The organism is Asticcacaulis sp. SL142 (genome assembly GCF_026625745.1).
In the GTDB taxonomy this organism is placed as follows: domain Bacteria; phylum Pseudomonadota; class Alphaproteobacteria; order Caulobacterales; family Caulobacteraceae; genus Asticcacaulis.
The window spans coordinates 1816636-1834901 of sequence record NZ_CP113061.1 but is presented as its reverse complement, the minus strand read 5'-3'; the positions used below and the strand labels follow the sequence as shown (position 1 = coordinate 1834901).

General features: G+C 58.1%; 12 protein-coding genes. 8 read left to right on the top strand and 4 right to left on the bottom strand.

Features of this window, described 5'->3' with window-relative positions:
* Positions 1 to 41: 41 nt before the first annotated feature.
* The 3 genes from OVA03_RS08345 (at position 42) to ptsP (ending at position 5520) form a co-directional block, all read left to right on the top strand.
* Positions 42 to 1298, top strand: a complete 1257-nt coding sequence (locus OVA03_RS08345) for an aspartate kinase (RefSeq protein ID WP_267527656.1) — start codon at positions 42 to 44, stop codon at positions 1296 to 1298.
* 137 nt (positions 1299 to 1435) lie between these two features.
* Positions 1436 to 3121, top strand: coding sequence for a methyl-accepting chemotaxis protein (locus OVA03_RS08340; protein ID WP_267527655.1), 1686 nt, complete (start codon positions 1436 to 1438; stop codon positions 3119 to 3121).
* Between the two features lie 137 nt (positions 3122 to 3258).
* Entirely contained in the window at positions 3259 to 5520 is a 2262-nt protein-coding gene (ptsP, locus tag OVA03_RS08335; protein ID WP_267527654.1) for a phosphoenolpyruvate--protein phosphotransferase, read from the top strand.
* A gap of 224 nt (positions 5521 to 5744) precedes the next feature.
* Here ptsP and OVA03_RS08330 read toward each other — a convergent pair whose 3' ends face one another.
* Entirely contained in the window at positions 5745 to 7988 is a 2244-nt protein-coding gene (locus OVA03_RS08330) for an EAL domain-containing protein (protein WP_267527653.1), read from the bottom strand.
* 237 nt (positions 7989 to 8225) lie between these two features.
* Between OVA03_RS08330 and OVA03_RS08325 the strand changes: the two genes are divergently transcribed.
* The 5 genes from OVA03_RS08325 to OVA03_RS08305 all read left to right on the top strand — a co-directional run bounded on the left by OVA03_RS08325 (position 8226) and on the right by OVA03_RS08305 (position 14180).
* A complete protein-coding gene (locus tag OVA03_RS08325; protein ID WP_267527652.1) occupies positions 8226 to 8840 on the top strand; it encodes a glutathione S-transferase N-terminal domain-containing protein in 615 nt (204 codons plus the stop codon).
* A 43-nt stretch (positions 8841 to 8883) separates the two neighbouring features.
* Positions 8884 to 9957, top strand: a complete 1074-nt coding sequence (gene prfA / locus OVA03_RS08320; RefSeq protein WP_267527698.1) for a peptide chain release factor 1 — start codon at positions 8884 to 8886, stop codon at positions 9955 to 9957.
* Positions 9958 to 10092: 135 nt separating this feature from the next.
* The gene (locus tag OVA03_RS08315; protein ID WP_267527651.1) at positions 10093 to 10875 is read left to right on the top strand and encodes an MOSC domain-containing protein; all 783 of its coding nucleotides are present in this window, start codon (positions 10093 to 10095) and stop codon (positions 10873 to 10875) included.
* Between the two features lie 261 nt (positions 10876 to 11136).
* Positions 11137 to 13716, top strand: a complete 2580-nt coding sequence (gene clpB, locus OVA03_RS08310; protein ID WP_267527650.1) for an ATP-dependent chaperone ClpB — start codon at positions 11137 to 11139, stop codon at positions 13714 to 13716.
* Between the two features lie 113 nt (positions 13717 to 13829).
* Positions 13830 to 14180, top strand: coding sequence for a hypothetical protein (locus OVA03_RS08305; protein ID WP_267527649.1), 351 nt, complete (start codon positions 13830 to 13832; stop codon positions 14178 to 14180).
* Here OVA03_RS08305 and OVA03_RS16985 read toward each other — a convergent pair whose 3' ends face one another.
* The 3 genes from OVA03_RS16985 to OVA03_RS08290 form a co-directional block, all read right to left on the bottom strand.
* Entirely contained in the window at positions 14181 to 15227 is a 1047-nt protein-coding gene (locus OVA03_RS16985) for a methyl-accepting chemotaxis protein (RefSeq protein ID WP_324291047.1), read from the bottom strand.
* A 159-nt stretch (positions 15228 to 15386) separates the two neighbouring features.
* On the bottom strand, positions 15387 to 16664 hold the full coding sequence (locus OVA03_RS08295) for an NAD(P)/FAD-dependent oxidoreductase (protein WP_267527648.1): 1278 nt from the start codon (positions 16662 to 16664) through the stop codon (positions 15387 to 15389).
* 69 nt (positions 16665 to 16733) lie between these two features.
* Positions 16734 to 18137 carry a glutamine synthetase family protein gene (locus OVA03_RS08290; RefSeq protein WP_267527647.1) on the bottom strand — a complete coding sequence of 468 codons (1404 nt, stop codon included), beginning with the start codon at positions 18135 to 18137 and terminating at the stop codon, positions 16734 to 16736.
* Between the last annotated feature and the right edge of the window lie 129 nt (positions 18138 to 18266).

The following is an 18266-nucleotide window of genomic DNA, read 5'->3' as shown; positions in this document are numbered from 1 at the left end:
TAGCATCTTTTGTACGTCAAACAGTCAGGATTTGTATCAGAGTGACTCGCTTAGTCATGAAATTCGGCGGCACGTCGATGGCCGATCTGGAGCGCATCCGTCGGGCGGCGCGTCTGGTCGCGGCTGAAGTCGATGCCGGTCATAATGTTGCCGTCGTGGTCTCGGCCATGTCGGGCAAGACCAACGAACTGGTCGCCTGGACGGACGGCGCCGGTAAACCAACCGGCAAGGCCATCGAAGGCGATGACGAATATGATGTCGTCGTGGCCTCCGGTGAGCAGGTGACCGCAGGTCTGCTCAGCATGGTTCTGCGCAATATGGGCTATGACGCCATCTCGATGATGGGCTGGCAGGTGCCGATTATTACTTCCGACGTGCACGGTAAGGCGCGCATTCAGGACATTCCGCCCGCCAAGCTTGAAACCGCGCTTGATGCCGGTCAGATCGTGGTCGTGCCGGGTTTTCAGGGTGTGACCGAATCCGGCCGCATAACCACGCTGGGCCGGGGTGGCTCCGATACCTCGGCGGTCGCTGTGGCCGCGGCGGTCAAGGCGATCCGCTGCGATATCTACACTGACGTCGACGGAGTCTACACCACCGATCCGCGCGTGGAATCAAAGGCCCGCCGCCTCAAGAAGATTTCATTTGAAGAGATGCTGGAAATGGCGTCCCTTGGGGCCAAGGTGCTTCAGACCCGCTCGGTCGAGCTGGCCATGGGGCAGCGTATGCCGGTGCGCGTGTTGTCTTCCTTCGTGGAGCCGGGCGAAAACATTGATCAGGGCACCATCGTGTGCGACGAGGACGAAATCGTGGAAAAGCATATTATTTCCGGCGTGGCCTTCAGCCGTGATGAAGCCAAGATCACCCTTTTGGGCCTGCCGAATAAGGTCGGCGTGTCGGCGGCAGTGTTCTCAAAGCTGGCGCAGGCCAATATCAATGTCGATATGATCGTGCAGTCGGAAAAGCGCTCAGGCGACTATGCCAACCAGTTGTTCACGGTCGGACGCCGTGACGCTCAGGCGGCGGCGGATCTGATGACAGCAGCCAAGGACGAACTGGGCTTTGACACCCTGAAAGTCGATGAAAGCGTCGCCAAGGTCTCGATCGTAGGCGTCGGTATGCGCTCGCACACCGGCGTGGCGGAGACTATGTTCCGCGCTTTGTCGGACAAGGGTATCAACATTCAGGTAATTTCGACTTCTGAGATCAAGATCTCGGTGCTGATTGATGAGGCCTATACCGAGCTTGCCGTGCGCGCGCTTCATGCGGCTTACGGCCTCGACAAGATCGGCGTCTAACAGGCTTTTAAATAATCCGTATACAAAGGCCCCGGAAACGGGGCCTTTTTCAATTTCAGATGTTATTAACCATAACCTTATACCATTGAGCGAGGGGCGTGACCAGCATGGGTGTGGTCAAATAGTACGGGGTTGAAATGTTTAATAATTTACCGATGATGGTTAAGGTTGTGGTTCTGCTGGTCGCGCTAGGACTGGTGTCGCTGGGGGCGGGGGTGTTTGCCACGTCGCAGACCTCTGGTATTGGAAAAAGCTATAATGAGGCCTTGAGCGGACCTTCGCGAGCCAATGTCGCTCTGGCGCGGGCCGGGCGTCACATCGTCTGGACCTCGCGCTCGATCATGAAGCTGATCATCGCGCGTACTCCGGAAGAGGCCACTAAGGCTAAGGCCGAAATCGCTGATGGCCATACCAAGGTGGGCCAGGAACTTGATATCGCCGCCGAGCGTATGCCGGCCCAAAAAGCAGAAATCGACGCCATTCGCCAGAGTTTCCAGTCAGTGAACCAGTCGAGCTGTGCGCGCACCATTGAACTGGCTGAAACCGGGCAGGTCGCTGCCGCAACTGATTTGATGAACGAACAATGTGGCCCTGACCTGATGACGGTAATGTCCGGCATGACAGCGCTGATTGAGCGCACGATTGCTGACAATGAGGCTCTGGCGGGTAATCTCGACAAGGCGGTCAAAACATCGGGCCAGATCACGCTGGCGGTATTGCTGGGCGGTTTAGTGGCCATGCTGGGTCTTGCGGTCTGGCTGGTCCGCGCAGGCATTGTCAATCCCATCCAAAGCCTGATTGCGACGATGCAGTCGATGGCCAAGGGGGAGCTTAACCTCACCGTGGCGGGACAAAATCGTAAGGATGAAATCGGGGCCATTTCGCGCACCACGGAGGTCTTCCGTCAGGGGTTGATGGAGGCTGAAAATCTGCGGGCCCTGGCCACCCGCACCGAAGCCGAAAATGCTGAACGTATGCGGGCGGATCGTCATGCCATCGCCGATGATTTCCAGTCCAAGATGGGGGCGCTGGCCAATGCGTTCGTGTCCGCCTCGGGGGAAATGTCCGGCGCGGCCCAGAGCCTGTCGGCAACCGCCGAAGAAACCACCCGTCAGGCTCAGGTCGTCTCCGGCGCTGCTGAAGAAGCCGCGGCCAATGTCCAGACCGTAGCGGCCGCGACGGAGGAAATGGAAGCGTCTGTGCGCGAGATCAATACTCAGGTTGCCCGTGCCGCGCATGTGGCCGCCGAAGCGTCCGACGAGGCCGCCCATACCGAAGCCGAAATCCGCGCCCTGTCCCAAGCGGCGCAAAGCATTGGTGACGTGATCAGCCTGATCAATGATATCGCGTCCCAAACCAATCTTCTGGCCCTGAACGCAACCATTGAGGCGGCGCGGGCGGGTGATGCGGGCCGGGGTTTTGCGGTTGTCGCGACCGAGGTCAAGGCCCTGGCCACCCAGACGGCACGGGCGACCGAAGATATCGGGCGCAAGGTCGAAGAAATTCAGGCGGCGACCCAGCGCACGGTCGGCTCCATCGAAAGGATCGTCGCGACCATCACCGATATTCGCACGATTTCATCCAATGTGGCTTCAGCCGTTGAACAGCAAGGGGCGGCGACCAGCGAAATCGCGGGCAATACCGCCCGCGCGGCGGATGGTACCGCGCAGGTGACCGAGAACATCTTCGGCGTCGGTCGGGCGGCGGAAATGACCGGTGCCGCGTCCACCCAACTGATGGGCCTTTCAGGCAATCTGGCCGAACGGGCGGAAAACCTTCAGGTTGAGGTTCAGGCCTTTGTGCAGCAACTGCGTGCCGCCTGATCACCTAGGTCGCTGGACGATTACGGATATGTGACGGGAAAAGCGCTCTGCGATTTGTCGCAGGGCGCTTTTCTGTGGTGTATGAAGCTGAAAAATATAATATTAACGCGCAAGCTATCTAAGGGGACGCGTACGATATGAAATCCGGTCTTGCCATCAAGGGTCAAAGAGGGCTGCTGCGCCAGATCCGTGAGGTCATGGCCGACGGCACGACCGCACAGGTCAGACTTGATGCCGTGGTGCGCATCATTGCCAATTCGATGGTCGCCGAAGTTTGCTCGATCTATCTGCGTCGCACTTCCGAAGAACTGGAACTGTTCGCCACCGAAGGCCTGAATCGCGCGGCTGTGCACAATACCCGCCTGCGCCTCAGTGAAGGTCTGGTCGGTGAAGTCGCCCGCGCTGGTGCGCCGCTCAATCTGTCGGATGCGCCGGCTAATCCAAACTTTGCCTACCGTCCGGAAACGGGCGAAGACCCCTATAACTCATTCCTTGGCGTGCCGTTGCTGCGTGGGGGGCGGACCATTGGCGTTCTGGTCGTGCAGAACCGTGCCATGCGTCACTACCAGGAAGAAGAGGTCGAGGATCTTCAGATCATCGCCATGGTTCTGGCCGAAATGGTGGCGGCGGGCGATCTTCAGGTCTTTGATGAACTGAAAGACATTGAGCTTGCGCCCCATAAGCCGGAGCGGCTCAAGGGGGCAGCGTTTTCTGACGGTATCGCCCTTGGGGTCGTGATCCTGCACGAGGTGCCGGTAACGCCTGAGCATCTGTTGTCGGATGATCCGGTCGCCGAAGAGGTGCGTCTGCTGACCGCGATTACGTCGCTGCGGGAACAGATCGATCAGATGTTTGAGGGCCAGCACGGTCTGGCCGGGCCAACCTTTGACGTGCTCGAAACCTATCGCATGTTTGCTCATGATCGCGGCTGGACGCGCAATTTGGTCGAGGCGGTGCGCTCCGGTCTGACCGCCGAGGCCGCCGTTGAGCGGGTGCGTAACGAACAGCGCGCCCGCATGAATTCGGCGCGCGACGCCTATATGCGTGAGCGCCTGCATGACCTCGAAGACCTCGCCAACCGGCTGCTGCGGGTGCTGGCGGGCAAGAGCACGGTGGCGCGCGAAATCCCTGAAAATTCCATTCTGGTGGCCCGTGATCTGGGCCCGGCTGATCTGCTGGAATATGACCGCAAGAAGCTGAAAGGCATCTTGCTCGAAGAGGGCTCCGCCGCCGCCCATGCCGCGATTGTGGCGCGTGCCCTGCAAATCCCGTGTGTGGGGCGCTTAAGCGGTCTGCGCGACCGGGTCAGTCAGAACGATGCCGTCATTGTCGATGGTGAAACCGGCGAAGCCTATCTTCGCCCGCGCCCTGACATTATTGGGGCTACCCACGCCCGTATGGATGTCCGCGCTCAGAAACGCGCTGAGTTCATCAAGATCAAGAACGTCCCGGCCATTACTAAGGATGGCCACAGCGTCGCCATGCTGATGAATGCCGGGCTGGAGTTCGATCTTGAGATTATGCACGAAACCGGCGCCGAAGGGATCGGCCTGTTCCGGACCGAATTTCAGTTCATGGTCTCTGAGGATCTGCCGCGCCTTAAGCGCCAGACCGAGCTTTATGAGCGGGTGATGGATGAGGCGGGCGATAAGCCGGTCACCTTCCGCACGCTCGATCTGGGGGGCGATAAGATACTGCCCTATATGGAGACCGAGCGCGAAGAAAACCCGGCTCTGGGCTGGCGCGCGGTGCGTATGGGCCTTGATCGTCCGGCCCTGCTGCGGATGCAGATACGCGCCCTGATCATCGCCGCCCGCGGGCGCGAGTTGCGCATCATGTTCCCGATGGTCGCCTCGATCGATGAGTTCCGTCAGGCGCGCGAATGGGTCGATGTCGAAATGGCCTGGGCCAAGCGTCGCGGCAGGGCCTTACCGTCAGTGCTGCGGGTCGGGGTGATGATCGAATGTCCGTCCCTGCTGTGGCATCTGGATGCCCTGCTGCCGATGGTCGATTTCGCCAGCGTCGGCACCAATGACCTGACGCAGTATCTGTTTGCTGCCGACCGCACCAATCCGCGCGTGTCGGAGCGCTATGATGTGCTGTCGCCGCCGATGCTGCGGGCTCTGTCGTCTATCCGTCAGGCGGCAGACGAGAGCGGCACGCCGGTTTCAGTCTGCGGTGAAATGGCCGGGAAGCCGCTGGAAGCCTTTGTGCTGGTGGCGCTGGGCTTTAACCGCCTGTCGATGCCGCCCGCAGGGTTGGGCCAGGTCAAGCGCATGATCCTAAGCTGCGACCGTGAGGCGGCGTCAAAGGCGATCACCCGCATGATGACGAGTTCCTATAGCTCGCTGCGCAGTGAGATACTGTCACTTGCCAGAAAGCTTAATGTAGACCTGTAAAATCGCGGTCTTTGGCCGATTAATACGCGGTCTGCACTTGCAGGTACTAAGTGTACCTGCGGCGTTTGTCAGCTATTACTCGCCTCAAATCTCACGATTTTACGTTTGGTGGGCTGTAAGGCAGAAAGCAAAGAGTTCCCGTGGGGCCGCCCCCAGGGAACTCTTTTCGATATTGAGCCACCGAAAACGTATTTTGGCGAAAGCCAAAAACTTTTCGGTGAGTATCACTTCATCATCGCCATAGATTGCGACACGGTGGTCGTGCCGCGGGCCGACGTCTGAATGCGGGTCTTGACCGGCGGGGCAATCTCTATGGCCAACAGCGCGTCGATCTCTTCGACCTTGACCGGCTTGGAGAACAGGAAGCCCTGAATGATCGGGCAACCGGCCTGTTTCAGGATGCTGCGCTGCTGCTTGGTTTCGACCCCTTCGGCAACGATGTTGAGATGCAGGGCCTTGGCCAGCTTGACGATGGCGCGGATGACCGCATCGGCCTCGGCATCGACCCCAAGGTTCGAGACAAAGGAGCGGTCGATCTTGATCTTATCGACCGGATAGCGGCCAAGATAGCTTAAGCTCGAATAGCCCGTACCGAAATCATCAAGGGCGATAGTAAAGCCCATATTGCGCAGATCCTTAAGGATGATCTGGGTCTGATGATCGTCGTTCAGCAGCACGCCTTCGGTGATTTCGATCTCGATGCGCGTGGCCGATACACCGGTCTCCGCCATCATGTCTTTCAGGCGCGCAATAAACTGGCTGGAACGCAACTGGGTGGCCGAAACATTGATCGCGACCTTAAGACCCGGCCAACGGTGGCTGTCCATCATGGCGCGGCGCATGATCACAGCCCCCAGATCGATCATCAGGTTGCACTCTTCGGCCAGCGGAATGAAATAGCCGGGCGAGATCGGGCCGCGCTCACGGTGCGTCCAGCGGGCGAGCGCTTCGACGCCGACAATGGTGCCGAAATGATCGACCTGTGGCTGATAAACCACGTCGATTTCTTCGCAATGAATGGCTTCGCGCAGGCCGGTTTCCAGCATCTTACGCAGCTTGATGGTCGCGTCCATTTCAAGCTCGAAGAAGGCATATTGACCACGGCCCAGTTCCTTGGCGCGGTAAAGGGCCAAATCGGCCTGCCTTAAGGCTTCAGCCGACTCGACATCGGCATCGCTGATCAGAGTGACACCAATCGAGCAGGAGCAGAACACCTGACCGGAATCCAGCGTCACCGTGCCGGTCAGGTTTTCCTGAATGCGCTTGGCCAGGGCCGAAGCTGAATGGCCGTCGGTATCGGTCTGGATAATCACAAACTCGTCGCCGCCCAGACGGGCCAGGGTATCCCCGGCACGGATCATCGACGATATCCGGCTGGCGCAGTTTTTAATCAGTTCATCGCCGGCCTGATGGCCGAGCGTATCGTTGACATCCTTGAAGCGATCCAGCCCGATACAGAAGACGGCGACATTGCCACCCAGGCGACGTACACGCTCGGTCGCCTGGGTTAAGCGATCGGCAAACAGGGTGCGGTTTGGTAGGCCGGTCAGGCCATCGTGCAGAGCCATGTGCTTAGCTTTTGCCTCAGAGGCAATCAGGCTGCGGGCGGCGCGCTGGGACTGGTGCAGCATGAGTACAGCAACTGCCCCAAGGCCCAGCGAGACCAGAAGTACGGGGCCAAGCGCGCCGATAAACAGCTTACGGCCCGGTGTTTCCGGCATCCATGACAGGTGTAAAAGAGCGCGGCTTTCCTCGTCAAGAAAGATGACATTGGCGCTACCGGGTTGGGCCGTCTGGCCGGGACGCAGCATGCGTACCTTGTTTAGGGCATAGCTTTCGGCCAATGTGTTAAGTTCCGGGGCGGAAATCTCACGGGCGCCTAGAATAACAAAGGGTCGTTCACGCGTGATATGACTCTTACGGTCAGTGCTGATAAGGGCCGCCCCAAAGGCATAGACGCGGCCATTGACCTGAATGAGCTTACCATACTTGGTGCGGGAGGCATCTTTTTGAATAAGCCTGCGCGTTTTTGGATCGAAATTACTGCGCACGTCTAAAAGCAGGCTGCGCGCTTCTGACGAAAACCCGTTATAACTGCGCGCCGGAATTTCACGGCCACGGCGCGACGCATAGACCGGCTGATCCTTGTCGTCCAGCAGATAAGACAGCTCAAAGCCCAGAATGTTGCGCATATAGTCGCCGTAAACATTCTGCACCCACTCAGGATTATAACTATGGTCTGTGTTGCGTACCGCCTCATCCCAAATGGCCATGGGGTTGAGCAGAACGGAGGTTTCACTAACCATATTGTGGATGCCAGCGCGAACCAGATTTTCTTCACGTACGCGGGCGGCGCGGTCGGTTTGTTCGGCCCATACCCACAGGCTCCCCACCAAGGCGCACACGGCGGCCAGTACGATCAGCGCCATCGGCGCGATCAGTTTAAATTCACTACGTTCTTTGGTCACCAAAGGCCTCATTTTGAGGGGAAAGCATTTTACTGTGGTTGGTTGTACACGAAAGTTATTAAATTAACGCAAACGGAAATCCTTGTAATTTAAGGGGTTGTAAAGGTTTGTATGGGGCGTGATCACTTGATTTGAGGGCTGTTTTACGGGTAGGTTTCACGCATGAAACCCCTTGACGGGCAGGGCTTTGCGATGTCTTAAAGGCGGGAAACTGAGCGCATCAAAGGGCAGCGTATTATGAAACTCATTATCGGTACAGGTTCACCATTCGTCCGTAAGTGCCGGATTGCGGTGCGTGAAAAAGGTCTGACCAATCAAGTTGAAGAATTTGTGACGGCTGCGACCGATGATGCGCCCGAACTTTTGGCTATCAATCCGATCTCTCAGATCCCCGCCCTGCAAACCGATGATGGTGTCAACTATTTTGACTCTGGCCTGATCTGTCAGTGGCTGGATGCGCATTTCGATAGCGGCTTAAAGCTCTATCCGATGGGTGGCGAAGCCTACTGGCGGGCGCGTCGTCTTGAGGTGCTGGCCGACGGCCTGCTGGAAATGACGGTGAAGATGGTGCTGGAAAACCGCCGTCCGGAATCCGAGCGCTCGGCCATGTGGCTGGCGCGTTGGGAGCGCAATCTGATGCGCGGCTTTGCGGTGGCGGAAGCGGAATGTCCGACGCTGGATGAGGTTGAGCAGCATGGCCTGGATATGGGGTCGATTACGCTGGCGATTGCGGCGACCTATCTGGAGTTCCGTTATCCGCACATCGAATGGAAATCAACCTCGCCCAATCTGGTGGCTTTGAAAACGGCTTTAGAAAAGCGGCCAAGCTTTATTGATACCTATCCGCGATAGGTGCTAAAGGCACCGTCACAGTTTGATGAAGGTGTTCCCAGTGATCCGTCTGCCGCAACAAAAGCTTGATCAGGTGCTTGATCGGTTCAAAATGATCGAAGCCCGCATGGGTGCGGTCACTGACGGCGTTGAGATCGTCAAGCTGTCGAAAGAGCACGCCGAGCTTAAGCCGGTGGCCGAAGCGGTCGAGCGCGTGCTTAAGGCCCGCTCGCAGGTGCCGGAGCTTGAGGAACTGATCGCCCTCAAGGACCCGGAACTGTCGCCGCTGGCCGAAGACGAATTGCAGGAACTGAAAGAACAATTGCCCGAACTGGAGCGCGGCGTGGCGCTGTTGCTGGCGCCGAAGGACAAGGACGAAAACGCCTCGGCCATCCTCGAAGTCCGTGCCGGCACCGGCGGGGACGAAGCGGCGATCTTTGCGGGCGACCTGTTTCGTATGTATAGCCGCTATGCGGCGGCGCAAGGCTGGCGGGTTGAAATCGACTCGATCAGTGAGGGCGATGCCGGCGGCTATAAGGAAATCATCGCCTCGGTCACCGGCGATGGCGTGTTCGGCAAGATGAAGTTTGAGTCCGGTGTTCACCGCGTTCAGCGCGTCCCCGCCACCGAAACCCAAGGGCGCATCCATACCTCGGCGGCCACCGTGGCGGTTCTGCCCGAAGCCCAGGATGTTGAGATCGAAATCCTCGACAAAGACATCCGCATCGACACCTATCGCGCGTCGGGTTCCGGCGGGCAGCACGTTAACAAGACCGATTCGGCGGTGCGGATCACCCACATGCCGTCGGGCATCGTGGTGACCTCATCCGAAAAATCGCAGCACATGAACCGCGCGATTGCCATGCGTAACCTGAAAGCGCGGCTGTACGATCAGCAGCGTCAGGCGCTCGATACCGCCCGCTCTGATGCGCGTAAATCTCAGGTCGGCTCTGGCGATCGGTCGGAACGCATCCGTACCTATAACTATCCGCAAGGCCGTATCACCGATCACCGCATCAACCTGACCATCTATAACCTGCCGCAGTTTATGGAAGGGGAGATGGACTCCATGATCAACGCCCTGATCAATGAGGATCAGGCCGAGCGTCTGGCCATGCTTGAAGATGAGATGGGCTAGTTAGAACCTCCCCTGTTGCAGGGGAGGAGGGAGGCCGTCAGGCCGGAAGGTGGGGTCATTGCCCCTCTGATATTTGAGCTATGGCTCAAATATCAGCTCCCCCTGCAACAGGGGGAGTTCTAGGAAAGGTGTTTAATGTTCACGATTTCCGGACTGTACCGCCATCCCATCAAAGGCTTTACGCCGGAGCCGCTTCAAGTCGCAACCTTGGTCGAGGACGGCTTTTTTCCGTTTGACCGGCTTTATGCGCTGGAGGTCGGGCCGTCGGGCTTTACCGCCGAAGACCCTCAGTTCCTGTCCAAAATGAAGTTTGCGGTGCTGGCGCGCTTTGCGGCCGTGGCCCGGCTAAAAACCCGCTATGATGAGATTGCCGAGACCTTTCGCATCGAAGATGAGGACGGTTCGGTTGAGGTGTTTGACCTGACGCAAGCGGTGGCCAGGGCCTCACTGGCGCGCCACGTTGAAAACGTGCTGGCCGCCCATGAAGATTATGATCCTGTGCGCTTTCCGCTAAAGCTGCTGGAAACGCGGGCCGATCATCACCGCTTTACCGATTCGGCCAAGGGGTTTGTGTCACTGCTCAACCTCAATTCGCTGAAGGATTTAGGCGCGAAGATTGGCCGCGATCTTGATCCGTTGCGCCTGCGGGCCAATGTGTGGATGAAGGGGCTGCCGCCATTTGTGGATCATGACTGGGTGGGCAAGACGATTAGGCTGGGAGATCACGGGCCGGAGCTTGAGGTTTTGAAACCGATCGTGCGCTGTGTGGCCACCCATGTGAACCCGGATACCGCTGAGCGCGATGTAGATCTGGTGGGGGCATTGTTTGAGCACTATGGCCGCCGTGACTGCGGTATCTATTGCCGTGTCATCCGCGCAGGCACTGTGCGCGTCGATGATATTGGCCATGTGATGTGACGTAAAAGAACTCCCCCTGTTGCAGGGGGAGCTTTGCGCATATCTCTATGTGCGCAAAGAGGGGGTAAGCTTACGGAGGTTTTACCCCACCACCGCTGCGCTACGCTTGCGGTTCCCCTCCCCTCCAAGAGGGGAGGTTCGTGCGACAAAATTCCACATCTGCTCCCCCTTGTGTGATCCATATATCACACCATATCAGGTTCATGTCGGCGGTTGCTCTCGTGAGGATCGCCCATAATTTCCGCCTTATGAGGGGATGCCATGAACATCGAAAAATATACCGAAAAGACCCAGTCCATTATCCGCGCCGCGCAAACCTTAGCGCAGGCCAATAGCCACCAATATTTCACGCCGACCCACCTGCTTAAGGCCATGCTGGACGACAAGGACAGCCTGTCGAAGCACCTGATTGAGCTGGCGGGCGGCAATGCCACGGCCTTCACCGGCGCGGTCGATCAGGCGCTGACCAAGCTGCCTGCGGTCACGGGCGCAGGTCAGCAGCTTTACATGCACAATGACACAGCCAAGGTCTTTAACGACGCCGAATCCGAAGCGGCCAAGGCGGGCGACAGTTTTGTCACGCCTGACCGATTGCTGATCGCCATCGCGGGGCTTAATGATAGCGCGCCCCTACTCAAAGCCGCCGGCGTCACCGCCAAACAATTACAGGAGGCGCAAGTGAACTTCCGCAAAGGCAAACCTGCCAATTCCGCCTCGGCCGACGAAGGCTTTGATGCGCTTAATAAATATGCCCGCGATCTGACCCAAGCCGCGCTTGACGGCAAGATTGACCCCGTCATTGGCCGCGACGAAGAAATCCGCCGCACGATTCAGGTTCTGGCGCGTCGTACCAAGAACAACCCCGTCCTGATCGGTGAGCCTGGGGTGGGTAAAACCGCCATTGTCGAAGGGCTGGCCATGCGCATCATCAATGGTGATGTGCCGGAGAGCTTGAAGGACAAAAAGCTGTTTTCGCTCGATATGGGTTCGCTGATTGCGGGTGCCAAATACCGCGGTGAGTTCGAGGAACGCCTTAAGGCCGTGCTCAACGAGGTGACGCAAGCCGAAGGCCAGATCGTGCTGTTTATCGACGAAATGCACACGCTGGTCGGGGCCGGGAAATCGGACGGCGCCATGGATGCGTCGAACCTGCTCAAGCCCGCTTTGGCGCGCGGTGAACTGCACTGCGTGGGCGCCACGACCCTTGATGAATACCGTAAGCACGTCGAAAAAGACGCAGCTCTGGCCCGCCGGTTTCAGCCGGTGTTTGTCTCGGAACCGACCGTTGAGGACACGATTTCGATCCTGCGCGGCCTGAAAGAAAAGTACGAAGTCCACCACGGCGTGCGCATTTCCGACAGCGCCATTGTGTCGGCGGCGACCCTGTCCAACCGCTATATTGCGGATCGCTTCCTGCCGGATAAAGCGATTGATTTGATTGATGAAGCGGCGTCGCGCGTGCGCATGGCGGTAGATTCCAAGCCAGAAGAACTGGACGAAATCGACCGCCGCGTCGTGCAGCTTAAGATCGAGCGCGAGGCCCTCAATAAGGAAACCGATGCCGGTTCCAAAACCCGTTTGGAAAAGCTCAGCGAAGAACTGTCCGAACTGGAATCGCAATCGGCTGATCTGACGCAAAAATGGAAGGCCGAAAAGGATAAGGTCGGGGCCGCCGCCGTGGCGCGTGAAGCGCTCGATCGGGCGCGGATTGAGCTGGCCAATGTCCAGCGCGCCGGTGATCTGCAAAAGGCGTCGGAGATCCTGTACGGGCAAATTCCCGCGCTGGAAAAGCAATTGGAACGGGCCGAGGCCACCTCTCAGGAAGCCCCCCTCACGCCGGAAGTCGTGGACTCATCCCAGATCGCGCAGGTCGTGTCGCGCTGGACCGGCATCCCCGTCGATAAGATGCTGGAAGGCGAGCGCGATAAGCTGCTGCGCATGGAAGACGAACTGCGTAAGCGGGTCGTGGGCCAGGATGAGGCGCTGGAAGCCGTGTCCGATGCCGTGCGACGCGCGCGGGCGGGCCTGAAAGACCCGAACCGGCCGATCGGCTCGTTCCTGTTTCTGGGGCCAACCGGCGTCGGTAAGACCGAGTTGAATAAGGCTTTGGCCGAGTTCCTGTTTGACGACGAAGCGGCCATCACGCGACTGGATATGTCCGAATATATGGAAAAACATTCCGTCTCACGCATGATCGGCGCGCCGCCCGGCTATGTCGGTTATGACGAAGGCGGGGCCTTGACGGAGGCGGTGCGCCGTCGTCCCTATCAGGTCGTGCTGTTCGATGAGGTCGAAAAGGCCCACCCGGATGTGTTCAATATCCTGCTGCAAGTGCTGGATGATGGACGCCTGACGGACGGGCAGGGGCGTGTGGTCGATTTCCGCAACACCCTGATCGTCATGACGTCGAACCTGGGCTCACAATATCTGGTCAGCATGACCGAGGACACGGATATTGAAACCGTGCGGCCTTTGGTCATGGACGATGTGCGCCGTCATTTCCGGCCGGAGTTCCTCAACCGGATTGATGAGACTATCCTGTTCCATCGCCTCGGTCGGGAAAACATGGCCGCCATCGTCCGCATTCAGCTCAAAGGCATTGAAAAGCGCCTGTCTGAGCGCGGCATGAGTCTGGTGATTGATGACGCGGCCCTAAGCCATCTGGCCGAGCGCGGCTATGATCCGGCTTATGGTGCGCGCCCGCTGAAACGGGTCATACAGAAAGAACTGGTCGATCATATCGCCAAGCAAATCCTCAGCGGCGCACTGGCCGATGGCGATGTCATCAGCGTCGGCTACGACGGCGAGGAACTGGTGATCGCCAAACCCACCGTCAACTAGCAGGGACTTAGTCCCTGCACCCGATTGACCAGAGGTTGCTAACAGAACGCCCTTTCGCTTGCGGAAGGGCGTTTTGGGTTGCAAGTGTAAAGTTATGCGACGATATTCTGCTCATGGATAACTCACATGATGAATATATCGGCAAGCGTCTGCTTATAGGTATAACCTTCGTTGACGCGGATGATGTCGTTCTCGAACAATTCCAAACCCACGGCATTATTACCTCGATCAATGATCGAGATGGTGTGACTATCGAGCAAGCCAACGGCGCTGGAATTTTTTATCTGCCGCCAGATGTAGAGAATCTGCATGAAGCCGCAGCCGGTGAATATAGACTTAGGGCCACTGGCGAAATCGTTGTCGATCCTGATTATTTAACGACATGGACAGTTGAGACGGCAAAATCAGAAGAGATACCTAATTATACCGCATCAGGCTTCGGGCCATTTTCTCGTAACAACTGATTAGGGCCGCTGCACCAAAACCCCGCGCCAGCCGAGGCCATCATAGGTCTCATAGCCCGGCGTTTTGTGGTAGGCGGTGATAGTGCCGTCAGGGTCGCGGTAGTGGCCCGACTCGCGGCCATCGGACTTGATCTGCAGCCGCTCAGACAATATACCCTTACCGTCGGAAGACGCGATGATCAGGCCTGACGCATCGACCAACAGGGCGCGGGTCTTGGCGCGTTCTTCGTCGCCCAAACGGATGCCGGTCATGATCGTCTGGGCTTGCGGCTGCCAGTCGAAATGCACCCCTAAAATCCCCAGAAGCTTGCCGTCCGCTTCGCCGCCCGCGCGTACACCTGTGGCATAGGTCGCAATTTGTGCGCCGTTCAGCAAAGGCTCCGTGGTGATATCGGCGACGGCGAAATCATTACCGCTATGCAGGGCGCGGGCGCGCTGAAACCAGTCACGATTGCTGACATTGTGTCCGGCGACCCCGTACTGGCCCGGCCGACCTGACGCGATGATGTTACCGCTTAAATCACACAGCCACAGATCAATATAGACCGTATAGGCATCAAGGATGACGCCCAGCCGCTTTGAGGCGTAGGCGCAATTGTCGGCCGCAGGATCGGCGGCGGCCTCAACCATCGCCGCATCGGTCGCCCACCAGCGCACATCGCAGGTGCGCTCATAGAGGTTGCGGTCAATTAGCTCGATGGCGTTGAGCGCCAGATCGGTCAGGCGCGCACCCTGACTTTGCAGGGCCATGTCCTGCGTCAGTTTTTCAAGTGTGTCGAACTCTCCACCCAGTTCTTTGGCCAGAGCTGCTGACAACCCTTCGACTTCGGTGGAAATGCCGCGCACTTCGTCAGCAACGACCGAAAACCCACGGCCGAGCTCACCGGCGCGATTGGCTTCGATCAGGGCGTTGAGCGCCAGAATCTTGAGCATGTTGGTGACCGAGCGAATGTCACGCACCTTACCGTTGGTGACCGCCTTGGCCTTGGCGGTGTGGGCGATAATGTCATTGACGCTGACAGATTTTGTGGCCGAGACTATAGACACGGTCCCCCCTAGTGATACCGGCTGAGTGGTAAGATATGCAACCATCTGCCGGAAATGTTAATTAACTATAAAGGCCGAACGAGGGGGCTCACATTTCGTATACTATTTTAGGTGAGGGGTGTGCATAATCTAAGAAGTGTCGTCATTTGCGACAGCTTATTAGAGCTTATCCATAAGTGAATACCAGCTCAGGCCCGCAATCAGGGCCGGGGTGCGTAAACGTCGCCCGCCCGGAAATGGCGCTACGGGCAGACGGCTGAGCAGGTCGATATCGCGGCCATCGCCAGATACGGCGTGCGCGAGCAACTTGCCGAAATAGGGGGCCAGCACTACCCCCTGACCGGAATATCCGGCGGCGCACAGGAAATTACGGCTAAGCTGGCGCACAAAGGGCGCACGAGTAAGCGTGATGGCCAGTGTCCCCCCCCAGCCGTGGCTGATGGTAACGTCAGAAAGCTGTGGGTAAATTTTCAGCATGTTCTTGCGCACAAAGGCGCGGATATCTTTCGGGAACCACGGCATGTAGTTTTCGCCGCCGCCAAACAACAGGCGGTTATCGGGCGTCTTTCGCCAATAATTGACGACAAAGCGCGAGTCAGCGGCGGCATAGTCGTTCGGCAATATCGCCGGATCGGTCAGCGGATCGGTCGTCAGGATAAAGTTGTTGATCGGCAGAACCTTCGCATCGGCCTCATCGCTCAGGCCATGCATATAGCCGTTGCCGCACAGCAAAACATGATCACAGGTGACGCGGCCCGTTTCGGTCAAAACCTCATAGCTGTCGCCTTTTGGGGTAACGCTCGCCACACGGCTGTGTTCATAAATCTGCGCCCCCAGTGTGCGGGCGGCCCCCGCCATACCGAGCGCCAGTTTCAGCGGGTGCAGATGGCCGCCGCCCCTATCCAGTATCCCGCCGTGATAGACATCGGTGCCAAGCTCCGTGGCGACGTCGGATTTGGTCAGGACGCGGGTTTGGTCATAGCCATAGTTTGTGCGCACAAACTCGGCATAGGCAATGTCGTCGTCGGCAAACTTCGGGCGGTGCCAGGCGTGGATCAGCCCGCGTTTGACATCGCAGTCGATGCTGAACTCATCAATCAGTCCGTGCAAACTGGCCATCGCGGCTTGCGACATATCCCAGAAGGCGCGGGCGTCATCTGGCCCAAACAGGCTTTCCAGATACTGCGGATCCAGGCGCTGACCGACATGCATCTGTCCGCCATTGCGCCCTGACGCGCCGGAGCTGACGCGCGCCCCTTCCAGCAGGACGCATTCTATGCTGCGCCGCCGTAACTCTATGGCCGCCCCCAGACCGGTATAGCCCCCGCCGATGATGCAGACATGGGTGCGAACATCGCCGCTCAGCGCGGGTGCTGCCGCCGGAATGTCGGCGGTCTGGGTGTACCAGGAGTCTGCGGGATGGCCGGTGTTTTTCATTCTAATGCCCCGTCCGTCTTTTGCTGGCGCAAAATCCACCTCCCCCGCGTTGCAGGGGAGGAAAATGGGCTACACGCTGAGTAGCAAGAACTCCCGTTCCCACGGGCTGATGGTGCGCATGAAGGTCTCATATTCGTGCTGCTTGACGCGCGAATAGGCGGTGATGAACTGCTGGCCCAGAATCTCGGCTACCGGCTCAGAGCGCTCCATCTTGATCAGGGCCTGAATGAGGCTGTAGGGCATGTCGCCGGACGGCACCTCGCTCATGTCGGTATCGACCGGGGCAGCCGGTTTATTGGCCTCAATCATTCCAAGATAACCGGTCGCCAGTACGCCTGCGATAGCCAAATACGGGTTGGCATCCGAAGACGGAATCCGGTTCTCAAGCCTACGGTTTTCGGCGTCCGATGGCGGCACGCGCAGACCTGCGGTGCGGTTATCATAGCCCCAGTGGGTGTTAACCGGCGCGCCTGACCCGCGCGTCAGGCGCCGGTACGAATTGACATAGGGTGCCAGCAGCGAGGTGATCGCCGGCATATATTTCTGCTGACCGGCGATGAAGTGGAAAAAGGCTTCGGTCGGCTCACCGGTTTTGGGGTCGGAAAACAGGTTGTTGCCCGTCTGCGCATCCAGAACCGACTGGTGAATGTGCATGGCCGAACCGGGCTCGAGCGCCATCGGCTTGGCCATAAAGGTCGCGTAGATATCGTGCTCCAGCGCCGTTTCCTTGATGGTGCGCTTGAACATGAACACCTGATCGGCCAGTTCAAGCGGATCACCGTGGCGCAGATTGATTTCCATCTGGGCCACGCCTGATTCGTGGATCAGGGTGTCGATCTCAAGCCCCTGACTTTCCGAATATTCGTACATGTCCTCAAACAGGGCATCAAATTCATTAACCGCCGAAATCGAATAGCCCTGACGGCCGGTCTCAGGCCGCCCGGAACGCCCTGTCGGGGGCTTGAGCGCATAATCGGGGTCGATGTTCTTTTCGACCAGATAGAATTCAAGCTCTGGCGCAATGACCGGCTTCCAGCCTTTGTCGTGATAGAGTTTGAGCACGCGCCGCAAGACCTGACGCGGGCTTTCCTCAACGGGGCGGCCATCGGGCAGAAAGGCGTCGTGGATGATCTGAGCGGTTGGATCGTTCGCCCACGGCACGACGCTTAGGGTGTTGAAATCAGGCCGTAAAAACACGTCGGTATCGCTTTGTACCGTGCCGACAATGCCTTCTAAATCCGGAAAGTCACCGGTGATGGTTTGATAGAAAATCGACAGCGGCAGGTTCATGGAACCGACCTGAATAAACTTGCGCACCGGCATGATCTTGCCGCGGGCGACACCGGCAAGATCCGGCACCATGCACTCGATTTCTTCGATATTCTGGGAGGCGCACCAATCAGCCGCTTCACGGATGTCTTTGGCGCCGCGCTTGTTATAGCCGGTTTGGGGACGTTTGGATTTGGACTTCATGATTGCCTTCTGGGCTCATTTTTATCAAAGACTTACAGGTCTTTATGGTGATTTGATATTGATCATGGCCGCTTAAGCTATATTTTCAACCTTTAAATCACGGTGGCCTCTAAGCGCCACGGAAATGTG

What these genes read in the sequence shown, in the direction of transcription:
- OVA03_RS08340 (WP_267527655.1), top strand. Translation starts at nt 1,436, where the DNA reads ATGTTTAATAATTTACCGATGATGGTTAAGGTTGTGGTTCTGCTGGTC.
- ptsP (WP_267527654.1), top strand. Translation starts at nt 3,259, where the DNA reads ATGAAATCCGGTCTTGCCATCAAGGGTCAAAGAGGGCTGCTGCGCCAG.
- OVA03_RS08325 (WP_267527652.1), top strand. Translation starts at nt 8,226, where the DNA reads ATGAAACTCATTATCGGTACAGGTTCACCATTCGTCCGTAAGTGCCGG.
- OVA03_RS08315 (WP_267527651.1), top strand. Translation starts at nt 10,093, where the DNA reads ATGTTCACGATTTCCGGACTGTACCGCCATCCCATCAAAGGCTTTACG.
- clpB (WP_267527650.1), top strand. Translation starts at nt 11,137, where the DNA reads ATGAACATCGAAAAATATACCGAAAAGACCCAGTCCATTATCCGCGCC.
- OVA03_RS08305 (WP_267527649.1), top strand. Translation starts at nt 13,830, where the DNA reads ATGGATAACTCACATGATGAATATATCGGCAAGCGTCTGCTTATAGGT.
- OVA03_RS08295 (WP_267527648.1), bottom strand. Translation starts at nt 16,664, where the DNA reads ATGAAAAACACCGGCCATCCCGCAGACTCCTGGTACACCCAGACCGCC.
- OVA03_RS08290 (WP_267527647.1), bottom strand. Translation starts at nt 18,137, where the DNA reads ATGAAGTCCAAATCCAAACGTCCCCAAACCGGCTATAACAAGCGCGGC.